The sequence below is a fragment of the Halomonas heilongjiangensis genome (genome assembly GCF_002879645.1).
GTDB lineage: Bacteria > Pseudomonadota > Gammaproteobacteria > Pseudomonadales > Halomonadaceae > Halomonas > Halomonas heilongjiangensis.
On sequence record NZ_PNRE01000002.1, the window covers coordinates 1 to 16,078 of the forward strand.

Genomic DNA, 16,078 nt, shown 5'->3' on the forward strand with positions numbered 1-16,078 from the left:
CTGCGCGCCGACACCTGGAATGCCCTGAAGCGCGACCTCGGCATTCTGGTGCGACTGAACGACGAAGGTCGGGCCAAGACCCTGATCAAGGCCATCGACGTCAAGCTGACGAGGCTGGAGATCGTCGAGGACTACCACGCCTTCCCCTCGAAGGAGGACTTCCGGCATCTCTGGACGCTGTTCGACCGCGAGGAGTACGTACTGCTGGAGAAGGTGGTCAAGCGCCTGGTGCGGGCGCTGATCAGCGAATCCTACCGTCGCCGCCATGTCGATCTCAGCGAGACCGATGCCGACGCCGAGGACCTGGAGACCCTCGACGCCTTGGCCCAGCTGCGGCGCGGCCACCCGGCCTCGAACAGTTCGGCCCAGCCCTACTTCGAGCTGCTGATCGTCGACAACCTCTCGGCCCAGGAGGAGGAGGTCGTCCGCGAGGCCTTCCGCAACATGCGCCGTCCCGAGGACAAGTTCGTCTATGACGTGGTCACGGTACGCAGCTTCGAGGATGCGCTGATCGCGGTGCTGGTCAACCCCAACATCCAGGCCTGCCTGATCCGCTACGAGTTTCCCTACAAGTCGAAGTACAACCTCAGTGCCCTGCGCAACTACCTCGAGGGGCTGTCGGAGAAGGACCTGGAGCACCAGACCGAGGCCGAGCGCAGCATCCTGCTCAGCAGCATGATCCACGAGCTGCGCCCGGAGATCGACCAGTTCCTGGTCACCAGCGGCGACGTCGAGGCCACGGCGAGCCAGGATATCCGCTACTTCAACCGGATCTTCTACCGCGAGACCGACTACATCGAGCAGCACCACACCATCCTGCGCGCCATCGACAGTCGCTACCGCACCCCCTTCTTCGATGCCCTGCGCGAGTACAGCAAGAAGCCCACCGGGGTCTTCCACGCCATGCCCATCTCGCGGGGCAAGTCGGTGACCCGTTCCCACTGGGCCGGGCAGATGATCGACTTCTACGGCATCAACATCTTCCTCGCCGAGACCTCGGCGACCTCCGGCGGGCTCGATTCGCTGCTGCAGCCCTACGGGCCGATCAAGAAGGCCCAGGAGTATGCCGCCCGGGCCTTCGGTGCCCGGCAGAGCTTCTTCGTCACCAACGGCACCTCGACGGCCAACAAGATCGTGGTCCAGGCGCTGGTCAAGCCCCACGACATCGTGCTGATCGATCGCGACTGCCACAAGTCGCACCACTACGGCATGGTGCTGGCCGGTGCCCATGTCAGCTACCTGGACTCCTACCCGCTCGACGACTACTCGATGTATGGCGCGGTGCCGCTGCACGAGATCAAGAAGACCCTGCTGCGCTACAAGCGTTCCGGGCAGCTCGACAAGGTCAAGATGCTGCTGCTGACCAACTGCACCTTCGACGGCGTGGTCTACAACGTGCGCCGGGTGATGGAGGAGTGCCTGGCGATCAAGCCCGACCTGGTGTTCCTGTGGGACGAGGCCTGGTTCGCCTTCGCCTCGTTCAATCCCACCTATCGGCCGCGCACCGCCATGCACACGGCGCGCAGCCTGCGTGACCGCTACCGCAGCGAGAGCTACCGCGCGGAGTACGCAGCCTGGAAGGCCGAGTTCGACCGGCTCGACCCCGACGACGACGCCACCTGGCTCGACCGCCGGTTGCTGCCCGACCCCGACCAGGTGCGCATCCGCACCTACGCCACCCACTCGACCCACAAGACCCTGACCTCGCTGCGCCAGGGCTCGATGATCCATGTCTGGGACCAGGACTTCCGCCAGAAGGTCGAGGCGCCGTTCCACGAGGCCTACATGACCCATACCTCGACCTCGCCCAACTACCAGATCGTGGCGTCGCTGGACGTGGGGCGCATGCAGGCCGAGATGGAGGGCTTCGAGCTGGTGCATGCCCAGGTCGAGGCGGCGCTGTCGCTGCGCGAGCAGCTCTATACCCACCCGCTGCTGCAGAAGTACTTCCGGGTGCTCAAGAACAGCGACATGGTGCCCGCGGAATTCCGCGAGTCGGGGGTCGAGTCCTACTACGACCCGGTCACCGGCTGGAACCAGATGGAGGAGGCCTGGGCGCGGGACGAGTTCGTGGTCGACCCGACCCGGGTGACCATCGCCATCGGCGCGACCGGGGTCGATGGCGACACCTTCAAGAACGAATTCCTGATGAACAAGTACGGCATCCAGATCAACAAGACCTCGCGCAACACCGTGCTGTTCATGACCAACATCGGCACCACCCGCGGCTCCATCGCCTACCTGCTCGACGTGCTGATCAAGCTGGCCAAGGAGTTCGACAGCCTCTGGGAGGACAGCAGTCGTCCCGAACGCCGGATCATCGAGAACCGGGTGCGCTCCCTGACCCAGGAACTGCCGCCGCTGCCGGACTTCAGCCGTTTCCACGACGCCTTCCGCCCCGATCCCACCAGGGATACCCCGGAAGGGGACATCCGTCAGGCCTACTTCCTGAGCTACGACGATGAGAACACCGAGTACCTGCGCTTCGACAACGGCGAGTTGCAGGCGCAGATGCGGGGCGGACGCGACGTGGTCTCGGCGAGCTTCGTGATTCCCTATCCGCCGGGTTTCCCGGTGCTGGTGCCGGGGCAGGTGGTCAGCGAGGGGATCCTGGCCTTCCTGCAGGCGCTGGACGTGACCGAGATCCACGGCTATCGCCCCGAACTCGGCCTGCTGGTGTTCACCGAGGCGGCCCTGGCCGCCCCTGCGGAGGGCTGACTCCGCGTCGGCGGCCAGGGCCGCGGCTGCGCAGAAAAAACGGCAACTTCCCGGTCGAGGACAAAAAATCCTGTCGCGGTCGGCCGGGTTATCGAAAAGTCCTGAACGACGACCTCCCTTACCATGACTGTATCGCGCGGCCTTCGGGCCGCCGGTCGTTTTCGTCATCACCGGCGTTCGAACCCGTCGCCGGTGTGCAAGGGGAGGTGCCGCATGAAACTGTCCAAGACCCTGTCCAACGCCCTGAGCGATCCGCGCCTGTTCCGCGAGCATGCCTATGTCGACGGCAAGTGGACCCACGGCGACGGTGGGCGCGAGGAGGCCGTGTTCGATCCGGCCACCGGCGAGACCATCGGGCACATCCCCTGGCTGGAGGCTCACCAGATCCGCGAGGCCGTGGACGCCGCCGACGCCGCCTACGTGCACTGGCGGGCGCTGCGCGCCGACGAGCGTTGCGAGCGCCTGCTGGCCTGGTACGACCTGCTGCAGGCCCACCGCGAGGACCTGGCCACCATCATGACCCTGGAGCAGGGCAAGCCGTTGCCGGACGCCCGCGGCGAGGTGGAGTACGGGGCCAGCTTCGTGCGCTGGTTCGCCGAGGAGGGCAAGCGTACCTTCGGCGAGACCATCCCCAGCCACATCCCCAATGCCGCCCTCGGCACCCTCAAGGAGCCGGTGGGCATCGCCGCCCTGATCACTCCCTGGAACTTCCCGCTGGCGATGATCACCCGCAAGGCCGCCGCCGCCATGGCCGCCGGCTGCCCGGTGATCGTCAAGCCGGCCGGCGAGACGCCGTTCTCGGCCCTGGCGCTGGCCGAGCTGGCCGAGCGCGCCGGCATCCCGGCCGGGGTGTTCAACGTGGTGCTGGGCGAGCCCGCCGAGGTGTCGAAGATCCTGTGTGGCGAGGAGCGCATCAAGGCGCTCTCCTTCACCGGTTCCACCCGAGTCGGCCGGCTGCTGCTGGAGCAGTGCGCGGGCACGGTGAAACGCGTTTCTCTCGAATTGGGAGGGAATGCCCCCTTTATCGTCGGGCCGGACATGGATCCCCGGGAAGCCGCCCTTGCGGCGGTGGCGGCCAAGTTCCAGACCGCCGGCCAGGACTGCCTGGCGGCCAACCGGATCCTGGTCCACGAGTCGATCCACGACGCCTTCGTCGCGCACTTCGCCGAGCGCATGGCGGCACTGACCGTGGGCAACGGCCTGGAGAGCGAGGTCGACCTGGGCCCGCTGATCCACCGCCAGGCGGTGGACAAGGCCGCGGCCATCGTCGACGACGCGATCTCCCGGGGAGCGACCCTGGTGGCCGGCGACCAGAATGCCGCGCCCGGCCCGAACTTCTTCATGCCGGTGCTGCTGACCGGCGTGACGCCGCAGATGATGGTATGGCGCGAGGAGAATTTCGCGCCGGTGGCCGGGGTGACCGCCTACTCGGACGACGACCAGGTGATCGCCATGGCCAACGACACCGAGTATGGCCTGGCGGCGTACGTGTACACCCACGATATCCGCCGCATCTGGAAGCTGCTGCGGGCGCTGGAGTATGGCATGGTCAGCGTCAACTCGGTGAAGATGACCGGTCCCCCGGTGCCCTTCGGCGGCGTCAAACAGTCGGGCCTGGGCCGCGAGGGCGGTATCACCGGCATCGACGAGTACCTGGAAACCAAGTATTACTGCCTCGGTGCGCTCGGATCGGTATCCGGCAGCTGAGTCGAGATAGATCGAACCAGAACGATGAACATCCTCCCCGGCGGGGCCGGGGAGCCCAAGGAGAGAGACATGAGCCAGCAGCACCAGGACCTGATCGACCGTGATCGCAAGGTGACCTTCCACGCCTCCACCCACCTGCGCGACTTCGCCCATGGCGATGCGCCGGGCCGCGTGATCACCGGCGGCCAGGGCATCACCATCGTCGACAAGGACGGCCGCGAGTTCATCGACGGCTTCGCCGGCCTCTACTGCGTCAACATCGGCTACGGTCGCACCGAGGTGGCCGAGGCGATCTACCGGCAGGCGCTCGAGCTCTCCTACTACCACACCTATGTGGGGCACTCCAACGAGCCGCAGATCGCGCTCTCCGAGAAGATCCTCGAGCTCGCCGGCCCCGGCATGTCCAAGGTCTACTACGGCATGTCCGGCAGTGATGCCAACGAGACCCAGCTGAAGATCGTGCGCTACTACAACAACGTGCTCGGTCGTCCGCAGAAGAAGAAGGTCATCTCGCGCATGCGCGGCTACCACGGCTCCGGCATCGCCTCGGGCTCGCTGACCGGTCTCAAGGCGTTCCATGACCACTTCGACCTGCCCATCGAGACGATCCGTCACACCGAGGCGCCGTTCTACTACCAGCGGGCCGCCGAGCTCGACGGCATGACCGAGCGCGAGTTCTCGAAGCACTGTGCGACGAAGCTCGAGGAGATGATCCTCACGGAGGGGCCCGATACCGTGGCCGCCTTCATCGGCGAGCCGGTGCTCGGCACCGGCGGCATCGTGCCGCCGCCGGAGGGCTACTGGGACGAGATCCAGGCGGTGCTGGCCAAGTACGACGTGCTGCTGATCGCCGACGAGGTGGTGTGTGGCTTCGGGCGCATCGGCACCGACTTCGGCAGCCACTTCTACGGCATCAAGCCCGATCTGATCACCGTGGCCAAGGGGCTGACCAGCGCCTACCAGCCGCTCTCCGGGGTGATCGTCGGCGACCGCGTGTGGCAGGCGCTCGAGCAGGGCACCGGCGAGTTCGGCCCCATCGGCCACGGCTGGACCTACTCCGGCCACGCCCTGGGCTGTGCCGCGGGCCTCGCCAACCTGGCGATCATCGAGCGCGAGGGGCTGACCGCCAACGCCGCCGAGACCGGCGCCTACCTGCAGCAGGCCATGGCGAAGGCGTTCGGCGATAGCCCCATCGTCGGCAACGTGCGCGGCGTGGGCATGCTGGCCGCCCTCGAGTTCGCCGCCGACCCGGCCCGGCGCCAGGCCTTCGACCCGGCGCTCAAGGTCGGCCCGCGCATCGCCGCCGCGGCACTCGACGAGAACCTGATCGCCCGCGCCATGCCACAAGGTGACATCCTCGGCTTCGCGCCGCCGCTGACCACCAGCCGGGCCGAGGTCGACGAGATCGTCGCCCGCGCCAAGCGCGCGGTGGACAAGGTGGCCGACGAGCTGCTGCGCTCGGGCGACATCAAGGCCGCCTGAGCCGAGGGGCGTTCCATGTCGCCGCGGGGTGTTCCCCGCGGCGATCTTGTAGGGTGAGAAATATCCGGATGGGGAGCGGGAGACCTTTCCATGGCTGAGTCCAGACACGGCGTGACGCTCGCCGCGATCTACCAGGCCCGCCGGCGTATCGCCGGCCAGGTGGCGCGCACGCCGCTGATCCGCTCGGCGGCGCTGTCGGCGCGCTTCGACGCCGAGGTGCTGCTCAAGCTGGAGACCTGCCAGCCGACCGGCGCCTTCAAGCTGCGCGGTGCCACCAATATGATCGCGGCCTTGATCGAGCGGCATGGCCGCGAGGCGCTGCAGCCGGGGGTGACCACGGCCTCCACCGGTAATCATGGCCGGGCGGTGGCCCATGCCGCCGCGCGCCTCGGCGTGCCGGCGGTGATCTGCCTCTCGCGGCTGGTGCCGGAGAACAAGGCCAGGGCCATCGAGGCGCTGGGCGCCGAGGTGCGGCGTGTCGGCCGGAGCCAGGACGAGGCCTTCGGCGAGGTCGAACGGCTGGTGCGCGAGCAGGGCATGACGCCGATTCCCCCCTTCGACGATCCGTTGATCGCCGCGGGCCAGGGCACCATCGGCCTGGAACTGATGGAGGATCGGCCCGAGCTCGACCATGTCATCGTCGGGCTCTCGGGGGGCGGGCTGCTGGGCGGCATCGGCGCGGCGGTGAAGGCGATTCGTCCGGCGACCCGCATCACCGGGGTGAGCCTGTCGGCGGGGGCGGCCATGTGGGAGAGCCTCCAGGCCGGTCGTCCTGTCGAGGTCGAGGAGGTCGAGAGCCTCGGCGACTCGCTGGGCGGCGGCATCGGGCTCGACAATCGCTGTACCTTTGCCCTGGTGGGCGAGGTGATGGACGACCACCTGCAGGTGTCGGAAGTCGCCATTGCCCAGGCCATGGTCGACATCCTCGAGCACGAGAAGCTGCTGGTGGAGGGGGCCGCGGCGGTGGGGCTGGCCGCCCTGGCCGAGCATGGCCTCGACGTGCGTGGTCAAACCATTGCCCTCATCCTGTCGGGCAATGGGGTGTCCCTGGCGACCTTTGACCAGGCGCGCCGTCTGGCAGGACGCTAACCGTCTTCCGTTTGGAGGTTTTCATGCAGCTCTATCATCGCGATGCCATCGCCGCGGCCGTGCATATCGATCGCGACGCCCTGGCGGCGGTAGAGGCAGGGTTCGCCGCCCTGGGCCGCGGCGAGGTCGTCCAGCCGCCGATCCTCTCCATGGCGATCGAGGAGTCCAACGGCGAGGTGGACGTCAAGACCGCCCATATCCGCGGTGCCGAGCGCTTCGCCATCAAGGTCAGCCCCGGCTTCTTCGACAACCCGACGCTGGGCCTGCCGAGCCTCAACGGCCTGATGATGGTGTTCTCGGCGAAGACCGGCCTGGTCGACGCCGTGCTCTTCGACGAGGGCTATCTCACTCTGGTGCGCACCGCGCTCGCCGGCGCCATCGCCGCCCGGCATCTTGCCCGGGAGAACAGCCGTCGCGTGGCGGTGCTGGGTGCGGGCGAGCAGGCCGAGCGCCAGGTCGAGGCGCTGCGCCTGGTGCGCGACATCGACACCGTCGACGTCTGGGCCCGTCGCCGCGAGGCCGCCGAGGCCTACGCCGAGACGATGCGCGGCCGGGGCCTCGCCGTGCATGTCCACGACAGCGTTCATGCCGCCTGCGAGCGGGCCGATATCATCGTCACCACCACGCCGTCGCGGGAGCCGATCCTGCGGGCACGCGACCTGCCCGAGGGCGTGCACGTCACCGCCATGGGCTCGGACAGCCCCGAGAAGCGCGAACTCGACGAGTCGGTGCTGATCCGTGCCGACGCCTTCGTCTGCGACACCCGCGCCCAGAGCGAGAGCAACGGCGAGCTCAAGGCGCTGGGGGGCAGGGAGGCCCCCTTCAAGGTGCACGAACTGGGCCGCGTGATCGCCGAGGGCCAGAAGCTGCGTCTGTCGGACGCCACCATCACGGTGTGCGACCTGACCGGCACCGGGGTACAGGACACCGCCATTGCCGGCTTCGCCTTGACGAGGCTCGCCGCGGACTGAGCCGGCCGGGAGGCTGTGTGTCATCGCCGCCTTGAGGTGCGAGGCGGCAGGCCCCATGCTGCTGTCATTCCCCAGCGATGATCCAAGGAGCGCAGCAGATGGCAACGGTACTGGCCTTCGATGTCTACGGGACCCTGATCGATACCCATGGTGTGGTCACCGAACTGGAGGAGCGGCTCGCCGCCTCCGGCAAGGCGGAGCTGGCCGCCGAGTTCTCGCGGCGCTGGCGCGACAAGCAGCTCGAATACAGCTTCCGGCGGGGCCTGATGGGGGCCTATGTGGCCTTCTCGCAATGTACCCGGGAGGCGCTGGAGTTCACCGACCGCGCCCTGCAGACTCGCCTGGCCGACGTCGACAAGGACCACCTGATGGCCACCTATGCCCGGCTGCCGGCCTTTCCCGAGGCGGCCGCGGCCCTGTCACGGCTCTCCGCGGCCGGGGTGCGTTGCGTGGCCTTCTCCAACGGCACCGGTGAGGCGGTCAGCGGGCTGCTCGAGCAGGCCGGGTTGCTCGAGCACTTCGAGGCGGTGATCAGCGTCGATGAGGTGAAGCGCTTCAAGCCCGACCCGGCGGTCTATGCGCACCTGCGCAACCGGCTCGAGGTTTCCCCCGGGGATACCTGGCTGATCTCCAGTAACCCCTTCGACGTCATCGGCGCCCGGCATGCCGGCCTGCACGCCGCCTGGGTGCGCCGCAGCCTGGATGCGCCCTTCGACCCCTGGGGCATCGAGCCCGACATGACGGTGGCGGATCTCGACGCCCTGTCCGAGCGGCTAGGCTGAGGCGGCAGCCCTTACTCCAGCAGCTCGCCGACGGCGAGGGTGCCTCGGTCGGCCAGCCGTACCGGGCGCGAGTCGCTGGCGGTCCACTCGGCCATGGAGCCGTCGTACATGGTGGCGTTCTCGAAACCGCCCATCTCGCTGAGCTGGAACCAGCCGCTGGCGGCCCAGTGGCCGGTATTGCAGAAGGCGACGGTGGGCGCCTCGCGGTCCAGCCCCAATTCGTCGATGTGCGCCTTCAGCCCCTCTGGCTTCAGGTAGTAGGCCCCGTCCTGCTCCACCAGGTGACTGTCATGGGGCAGGTTCACCGACCCCGGGATGGTGCCGGGAGCCCGGGTCGCGGGCGATTGGGTCTCACCGGTGAAGAAGGCCGGCGGCCGGGCGTCCACCAGTTGCTCCTCGGCCTGGCGGGCCGCTTCCACCTCCTCGGTGGTGGCCAGCAGCGACTCGCGCAGGGTGCCCTCGAAGCTGACCGCCTCGGTGTCGCCCACCGGGCCGCCGGCGACCTCGTAGCCCTGCTGCTCCCAGCCGGCGAAGCCGCCGTTGAGGATCGTCACCTCGTCGTGCCCCAGCACCTTGAAGGTCCAGTAGACACGCGCGGCGCTGCCGAAGTCGGTGGGGCCGGTGCCTGCCGGTACGATGACTACGGTATCGTCGTTGCCGATGCCCAGGCCGCCGATCAGCGCCTCCAGGTCCTCGACGTCGGGCAGCAGTCCGGCCACCCCGTCCCGGTCCTCGCGCCAGCCGGCGTCGGTATAGTTGCTGTAACGGCTGCCCGGGATGCGCGCGGCCTCGAAGGTGTCGCGATCGCCACCCTCGTCGATGCGGGAGCGAACGTCCAGCACCACCAGGTCGTCGCTGCCCAGCTGCTGGTCGAGCCATTCGGCCTCGACCAGGGGAGAGGGATGCATGGCGTGGGTCGGTCCGGCGATGGCCAGGGCGCCGGCCGCCAGGAACAGGATGCGTCTCATGAGGCGTCCTCCTTCATCGGGGATGACACGATGCTAGGCGTGCCCCCCCGGCAGGGCAATGCGCCGCCAAGATGCCTTGCTGACCGCTTAATAACCATTGGATATAACACTCCGGCGCCATTCTCCCCTGGCACCGGAGTGTCGGGTAGGCAAGGGGTCATCAGCCCCGCCAGGCGTGGCCGGCATCCAGGAAGGCCATGGCCGAGGATGAGGCCTCGCGCCGGCGGTTCAGTCGGCCGATCAGTCCATAAATCAATCCCGCAATAGATCGCGTCTCGGTGGCTATCGCTGTAAGGACCGGGTGCATGCGACGACAGAGTCATCACGGCACACCACACGACGACAGCGACGGCCGAACAGGAGATCGCGGGAATGACGGAGCAATATTCGCCGACACGGCACTTCTGGCTGGGTGGCAAGCGGGCCGCCGAACAGGATCGATTCTTTCGCGAGGCCCTGGAAGCGCTGGGCTGGCAGCCGGGAGACGAGACTCATTGGGACGCCGGCTGGATCACCGGCATGCCCGATGCCGAACAGTTCCGCCGGGTCTCGCCGCAGCGCCGGCTCAACCACTTCCCGGGCAATGCGGCGCTCACCGTCAAGAGCCGGCTGCACGACAGCCTGGCGACGCTGCGTGAGCGCATTCACGAGAGCCACGGCGCCGACAGTGAACTGGCAGCGCGGCTGGCGTTCTTTCCCCGGGCCTACGTGATGCCCCATGACTATCACGCCCTCCAGGAGGCGGCCCTGGCGAACCCGGGACAGCGCTGGATCCTCAAGCCCACCAATGCCTCCAAGGGCAAGGGCGTCAGGGTGTTGCGCGACGTGGCCGAGGTGCCACTCGCACCCGACTGGCTGGTCCAGGAGTACCTCGCCAATCCCCATACCATCCGCGGCCACAAGTATGTCCTGCGGCTCTATGTGCTGATTTCGGCCATCGAGCCACTGCGCGTCTATCTCTATCGCCAGGGGTTCGCCAAACTGGCCTCCGAACCCTGGGACCCCGAGGATGCCGACAACCCCTACAGCCAGTTGACCAACCCGGACATCAACGCCCTCAACACCCGGGCGGAGGTGCCCGTGGAGTTCATCGACCTCGACCGCTATCGGCAATGGCTCCGCGATCAGGGGCATGACGATGGCCGGCTCTTCGCACGGATCCAGGACCTGGTCGCCCTGACGGTGATTTCCGCGGTGGATGCCATACGCCAACGCACCGCCCGGTCCGGCGCCGATCCCCGCGGCTGCTACGAGCTGCTGGGCCTGGACTGCCTGGTGGACGACACCCTCAAGCCCTGGATTCTCGAGTGCAACCTCAGCCCGTCGCTGGGCATCTGTGCCGGGCCGGAGAGTGGCGGGCGCATCGAGGAGGCCGTCAAGGGGGGGCTGGTCCGGGACATGATCTCGCTGCTGGGCATCGGTGGCGCCGCGCCGCCGTCAGACGAGTCGCCCGCTGCCGACGACGGCGCCCACCTGGTCGCCGAGGCCGAGGCCGAGGCGGAGCTGGCCCGCACCGGAGACTTCCAGCGCCTGCTCCCGGCGGCGGAGCCGTCACGCTATCTGCCGTACTTCTCGCTGCCGGGGCTGGCCGACTGCCTGTTGGCCGATGGCCTGGCGCGCCACGCGGTTCCCCGTCCGGTGCTGCAGCGCCGCCATGTGGCGGAACTGCTGGATGACGACCAGCTCGCGCTCTATGCCACCCATACCGGTCGCTACTACCGGCCCAACGACTCGGCGGCGCTGATCTGGCTGCTGGCGACGGAGGGGCTGGATCCCGACGCCATTGCCCTCGAGCTGGCCCGGGCGGCAGTCACCGACGGCGACACCCCACCGGACCACGCGGCGCTGCGCCGTGACGTGTGGACCACGCTGGCCCGCTGGTGCCGCGCCGGCCTGCTGTGCCAACAGGGCGACCGGGCCGTGCCGTCGTCGTCGACCGTCGCAGGGGAGTCGTCCTCGACGCCGTCGACCGTGGCCTCGTCGGGCCGGGCCATGCAGCTGGCGTTCGACGCCAAGCGCTGGGCCCTGTATCTCGACAGCGCCCCCGCCGACGCCCGGCTATCGGCGCTGCTCGAGGGCCGGCTCGCGCCGCTGAGCGACGAGGCGGCGAGCCGATTGCCGCGGCTCGAGGTCCTGCGTGACCCGGCAGGCTACACCCTGGTGGCCGGGGGCGAGGTGCTGGCGTCGCGGCTGACGCTGGCGCAACTCGGCCCGGCGCTGCTGGCCCACCTGGTGCGCCAGGCCGCCACGGCGGATCGCCTGGTGATCGATGCCGGGCTGCTGGTCACCCCCCGGGGCTCGGGGGTGCTCTGCCTGTTCCCTGCCGGGGAGCAGCGCGGCGAAGCCTGGCAGCGGCTGGTGTCGACGTCGGGTGGTGTCCTGTCCCGGGGGCTGCGGTTGGCCATGGCCGGGGCGCCAAGGGTCGAGTCGCTGGGCCTGCCCATGCCGGACGTGGCCGTCGACGGCCCGGCCGGGGTCCCCGAGGCCGTCGAGATCCGCGGCGTGCTGTGCACGCGCCTCGACGAGAACCCGGGTGATGCCCTGGAGCCGTCCTCCCCGCTGGACGTCCTGGGGGCGCTGCTGCCGTGCTGCGTCTCCGCCACCGGCGAGCCCCTGGACGCGCACACGGTGACGGCGCTCGGCGAGTGGTTGTCCGGGCTCGACCGTCGCTCGCTGTCGCCCGGCGAGGAGGTGCTCTCCTCGACGGCGGTTTCCGCCTGGCTGGACACGCTTGGCGAGCCAGGAACCGTTGCCGGTTGGTCCGGGGTGGCCACGGCCCATGGTTGAGAGCTGCCGGCACCGGCAGATACCCGAGCAGAGGGCGGCGCCGCTCGATGGCGGTGACGCCGAGGAGAAGCCAGCCGCGAGGGCTGCCTTCATTGCACGACGACATGCAGCCGCATGTCGCCCAATCGTCATCACGGAGGTCATGATCATGACACCGCAAGACGAGAAGCGTAGAAGCCTGTTGAGTCGGCTCAGCCGCCAGCTGGGCTACACGGCGCCGGCGCTGGTGCTGGTGGCCAGTGGCGCGGCCTTCCAGGCCGTGGCCGGCGAGACGTCGTCCGACCCCGCCTTCACCAGTGGCCAGGAAGCGCCCCTGATGCTGGCGGAGGCTCATGAGGAAGAGAAAAAAGAAGCAGAGGCTGAGGCAGAGGCAGAGGCAGAGGGTGAAGGCGAAGCCGAAGGTGAAGGTGAGGCCGAAGGCGAAGGTGAGGCCGAAGGCGAAGGTGAGGCCGAAGCCGAGGCCGAGGAGTAACCGCTCTTCAGGCCCCTGAGCGGGTGGCCGGGCCGGACGCCACTGGCGCCGGCCGCGGCTTCCTTGACTTGCGAACAACAGGTGAACCGCCATGTCGCCCATAGCACACAGGTCATTTCCACCACAGGAGGGACTCATCGAGGAGAACCTCCTGGCGTTGTCACAGTTGAGCCATTTCGTCGGTGATCTGGCCCCGGAGCACTACCGGCAGGCCTTCGGTCATCATGGTCGCCATACGCTCGGCAAGCACGTTCGCCATATCATCGACCATTACGACGCCCTGCTGAGCGGCCTGGAAGCCGATGGCGACGTCGTCGACTATGAGCGGCGCCGTCGCGATGAGCTCCTCGAGCAGTGGCCGCATCAGGCGGCTCGCCGCCTGGCCGAGATCGAGGCGGCGCTGGCGGCTGCGATCGATCGGTGTCCATCCGTGCGGTTGGGTCAGACCTATCATCTCGGCGACGGCTCGCTGGTGCTGGAGACCAGTCTGGCGCGCGAACTCGCCTTCCTGACCAGCCACACCATCCATCACATGGCGATCCTCGGACTGCTGGCCGAGCAGATCGGTATCGCCTTGCCCGAGGCGTTCGGGGTCCACCCTTCCACGCTGCGGCATTGGCAGCGTGAAGCCGCTGTTCCGGTGCCGGCGAGGAGTGCCTGATGGCTGCGGGAGGAAGATGCTGGCCCGGGCAGGATCCGGCCTTGCGGCCATGCCGCATTGTGTCTCCTGATTACCAGGGATTCTCAATAGCCGGGATCTTGATCATCTGCCCTCTAACGGCGATTCGAGGAGGGAGTATAGTGACAACTATTCGATTGTTTTCACGTCTTGTCATCTTCCCTATGGGGTGGAGTGCCGGCATGCCTCTCGATCAATATCTCGAAATGCCTTCCGGTCTGATGAAGTAGCCTGAACTGCTGGTTACACCGGCTACAGGCATGGCACATGGCGAGATGCAGCTTGAGTGACAGTTTCTCCTGGAATGTCAGTGAGGTGTCGAGCTGTCTGGACATCAGGCGAGTCGCCTCTTTGCACATCATCATCTTGAACATCATACCTTCTCCATGAGCCAGTCCCGCTCGATGCAGGCGTGCGAAAGCGACCAGCCGGGGCCTGATGACCACCAAGCGCTGCCCGTGGTCCTGCGTAACCTCCGCCGTGATCTGGATCCTGTTGTCTTTCCTGTCACGGCTGGTGTCAGGGGGAACCAGCGTGATGGCGCACGGGATCCTGAGAGTTCCGTCGCCAGGCCTTGCTGCTCCTTACATGCCTCCTTCATCGATGACCGCTGCGTACAAGGGACAGTTCTTTCATGAGGGGAAACGTTAGATGTAATGAAGCAGGTGATCTTCCCACTAAACAGGGAAGACCGGTTCACGGATATGGCGCCGCTGATTCAAGTCAGTCATGTGGTAGCGGAACGGTATCTGGACTGATGTGTCGTGGCTGTCTCAAGGCACATTAGAGCCGGAAGAGGAGGATGCCATGACACCCTGTGTGCTGCGCTATGCCGTGTTGAGTATCGCCCTGGGTCTTGCGCCGCTGTCAGCCGCACCCGCGGCGCCCCCCGGCCGGGATCCACCATTGGTGCCGGTGGTGTACTCCTTCGAAGCGTTCCGGGAGGCAGTACGCTCGGGAGGGCCCGGCAAGGACGGGATTCCGTCCATCGATCGCCCCCGCTTTCAGTCGGCAGGAGAGGCGACGCTGGAGGCTGATGACAAGGTCATCGGTGTCTACCATCGTGACCAGGCCAGGGCCTATCCCCAGCGCATCCTGGTCTGGCACGAGATCGTCAATGACGAACTGGGCGGTGAGGCACTGAGCATCACCTACTGCCCCCTGACGGGCACGGCACTGGGCTTCAAGCGCGGCGAGACCGAGCTCGGTGTCTCCGGCAAGCTGGTCAACAGCAACCTGGTCATGTATGACCGCGCCACCGACAGCGAATGGCCCCAGATCCTGGGAGTGGCCATCGACGGGCCTCTGGTCGGCCAGGGGCTAGAGGAGTTCCGGGTGTTCTGGACCACTTGGGGAGCCTGGCAGGCACGTCATCCCGAGACCGAGGTGCTGACCGACCAGACCGGCTTCGTGCGTAATTATCGACGCGACCCCTACGGGAGCTACAACCCGCTCGGCGGTTATTATGCCCCCGACAGCCGGCGGCTGTTCCCGGTGATGCACCGCGATGATCGTTTCCCGCCCAAGACCGAGGTCTTCGGCCTGCGTGGCCCGGAGGGCGCACTGGCCATCACCCGTGAGTCGCTGCGCGAGGAGGGCGTGGTCGATGTCGCGCTGGGCGAGCGTCGCTACACCGTCATTCATGACCCGGGGCTGGATACCGGCTGGGCCTTCCAGAATCCCCAGGGAGTCGAGATCCAGGCAGCAGAGCTCGATTTTACCGCCGAGGGGGTCACCGGATCGGGCATCGACTCGCTCGAGGCGGTGAATGGCTTCGAGGCCATGTGGTTCGCCTGGGCCGCCTTCTATCCCGATACCCACCTGTATGAGGGGAAGGAGGCGCCATGAAGCCGCTTGCCCGGGTCATCCTCAGGATGCTGTCGCGTCCCGCCACGGTCGTCGCCGTGAGCGGGATCATGGCCGTCTATACGCTGCTCTACCTGTGGTTGACCGGCGACATCGCCGGGGATGGCATGGGGGGTTGGCAGGCGGCCTTTCCCGCCTGGGAGCGGGCCTTCCAGACACGGGGCCCGTTCCAGTTCGAGCCGGTGGGGCTGATCGGCCTGGGAGCGCTGGTGTGGACCTTCAGCCCGTTCAATACCCTGATCGCCGCTGCCTTGGGGCTACTGGTGGGGTCGAACGTGGTGGCCGGCTGGTGGCTCTGGCGAACCCCGCGGCAGTGTGGCCTGGGCAGGACGAGCACCGGCCTGCTGGGAGCCATTCCGGCGCTGCTGGTCGGCGGGGCCTGCTGTGCCCCGCTGGCACTCATCTGGCTCGGGCTGCCGATTGCAGGCGGCCTGGCCAGTCTGACGCCGCTCCTGGTTCCCGTCGCGCTGCTGTTGCTGATGGCCGGGCTGTGGCTCAGCCTGCGTCGGCTCGTCAGGGAAGAAAGCCTCCGCTGACATGCCGGCGCCACGATCTCG

General features: G+C 67.6%; 13 protein-coding genes. 11 read left to right on the forward strand and 2 right to left on the reverse strand.

Annotated elements, in window-relative coordinates; all coding sequences use genetic code 11:
* The 6 genes from C1H66_RS00050 to C1H66_RS00075 all read left to right on the forward strand — a co-directional run.
* Window positions 1-2,718, forward strand: a 2,718-nt coding sequence (locus C1H66_RS00050) for an aminotransferase class I/II-fold pyridoxal phosphate-dependent enzyme (RefSeq protein ID WP_102625883.1), incomplete at its 5' end; no start/stop codon positions are given.
* 213 nt (window positions 2,719-2,931) lie between these two features.
* A complete protein-coding gene (locus C1H66_RS00055; protein WP_102625884.1) occupies window positions 2,932-4,425 on the forward strand; it encodes an NAD-dependent succinate-semialdehyde dehydrogenase in 1,494 nt (497 codons plus the stop codon).
* A gap of 69 nt (window positions 4,426-4,494) precedes the next feature.
* Window positions 4,495-5,907 carry an aminotransferase gene (locus C1H66_RS00060; RefSeq protein ID WP_102625885.1) on the forward strand — a complete coding sequence of 471 codons (1,413 nt, stop codon included), beginning with the start codon at window positions 4,495-4,497 and terminating at the stop codon, window positions 5,905-5,907.
* A gap of 90 nt (window positions 5,908-5,997) precedes the next feature.
* Entirely contained in the window at window positions 5,998-6,996 is a 999-nt protein-coding gene (gene eutB, locus C1H66_RS00065; protein WP_102625886.1) for a hydroxyectoine utilization dehydratase EutB, read from the forward strand.
* Window positions 6,997-7,019: 23 nt separating this feature from the next.
* On the forward strand, window positions 7,020-7,967 hold the full coding sequence (locus tag C1H66_RS00070; protein WP_102625887.1) for a cyclodeaminase: 948 nt from the start codon (window positions 7,020-7,022) through the stop codon (window positions 7,965-7,967).
* 98 nt (window positions 7,968-8,065) lie between these two features.
* Entirely contained in the window at window positions 8,066-8,749 is a 684-nt protein-coding gene (locus tag C1H66_RS00075) for a haloacid dehalogenase type II (protein ID WP_102625888.1), read from the forward strand.
* An 11-nt stretch (window positions 8,750-8,760) separates the two neighbouring features.
* Here C1H66_RS00075 and C1H66_RS00080 read toward each other — a convergent pair whose 3' ends face one another.
* The gene (locus C1H66_RS00080; RefSeq protein ID WP_102625889.1) at window positions 8,761-9,717 is read right to left on the reverse strand and encodes a sulfurtransferase; all 957 of its coding nucleotides are present in this window, start codon (window positions 9,715-9,717) and stop codon (window positions 8,761-8,763) included.
* A gap of 372 nt (window positions 9,718-10,089) precedes the next feature.
* On the opposite strand from C1H66_RS00080, the gene C1H66_RS00085 reads away from it, so the two are divergent.
* From C1H66_RS00085 to C1H66_RS00095, 3 genes are all read left to right on the forward strand, one after another.
* Complete coding sequence (locus C1H66_RS00085; protein ID WP_102625890.1) at window positions 10,090-12,504, forward strand: PqqD family peptide modification chaperone; 2,415 nt, start codon at window positions 10,090-10,092, stop codon at window positions 12,502-12,504.
* A 148-nt stretch (window positions 12,505-12,652) separates the two neighbouring features.
* Complete coding sequence (locus C1H66_RS22730; RefSeq protein WP_170064042.1) at window positions 12,653-12,976, forward strand: hypothetical protein; 324 nt, start codon at window positions 12,653-12,655, stop codon at window positions 12,974-12,976.
* Window positions 12,977-13,067: 91 nt separating this feature from the next.
* Window positions 13,068-13,637 (forward strand): DinB family protein, encoded by a 570-nt coding sequence (locus C1H66_RS00095; RefSeq protein ID WP_102625892.1) that lies wholly within the window; start codon window positions 13,068-13,070, stop codon window positions 13,635-13,637.
* Between the two features lie 161 nt (window positions 13,638-13,798).
* Here the strand turns inward: C1H66_RS00095 and C1H66_RS00100 are convergent, their stop codons facing one another.
* Window positions 13,799-14,032, reverse strand: a complete 234-nt coding sequence (locus C1H66_RS00100; RefSeq protein WP_240618161.1) for a zf-HC2 domain-containing protein — start codon at window positions 14,030-14,032, stop codon at window positions 13,799-13,801.
* Between the two features lie 430 nt (window positions 14,033-14,462).
* Between C1H66_RS00100 and C1H66_RS00105 the strand changes: the two genes are divergently transcribed.
* Both C1H66_RS00105 and C1H66_RS00110 read left to right on the forward strand, forming a co-directional pair.
* Window positions 14,463-15,503 carry a DUF3179 domain-containing protein gene (locus C1H66_RS00105; protein ID WP_102625893.1) on the forward strand — a complete coding sequence of 347 codons (1,041 nt, stop codon included), beginning with the start codon at window positions 14,463-14,465 and terminating at the stop codon, window positions 15,501-15,503.
* Window positions 15,500-16,057, forward strand: a complete 558-nt coding sequence (locus C1H66_RS00110) for a hypothetical protein (protein WP_102625894.1) — start codon at window positions 15,500-15,502, stop codon at window positions 16,055-16,057. The genes C1H66_RS00105 and C1H66_RS00110 overlap by 4 nt, the downstream gene beginning before the upstream one ends.
* Window positions 16,058-16,078: the final 21 nt, after the last annotated feature.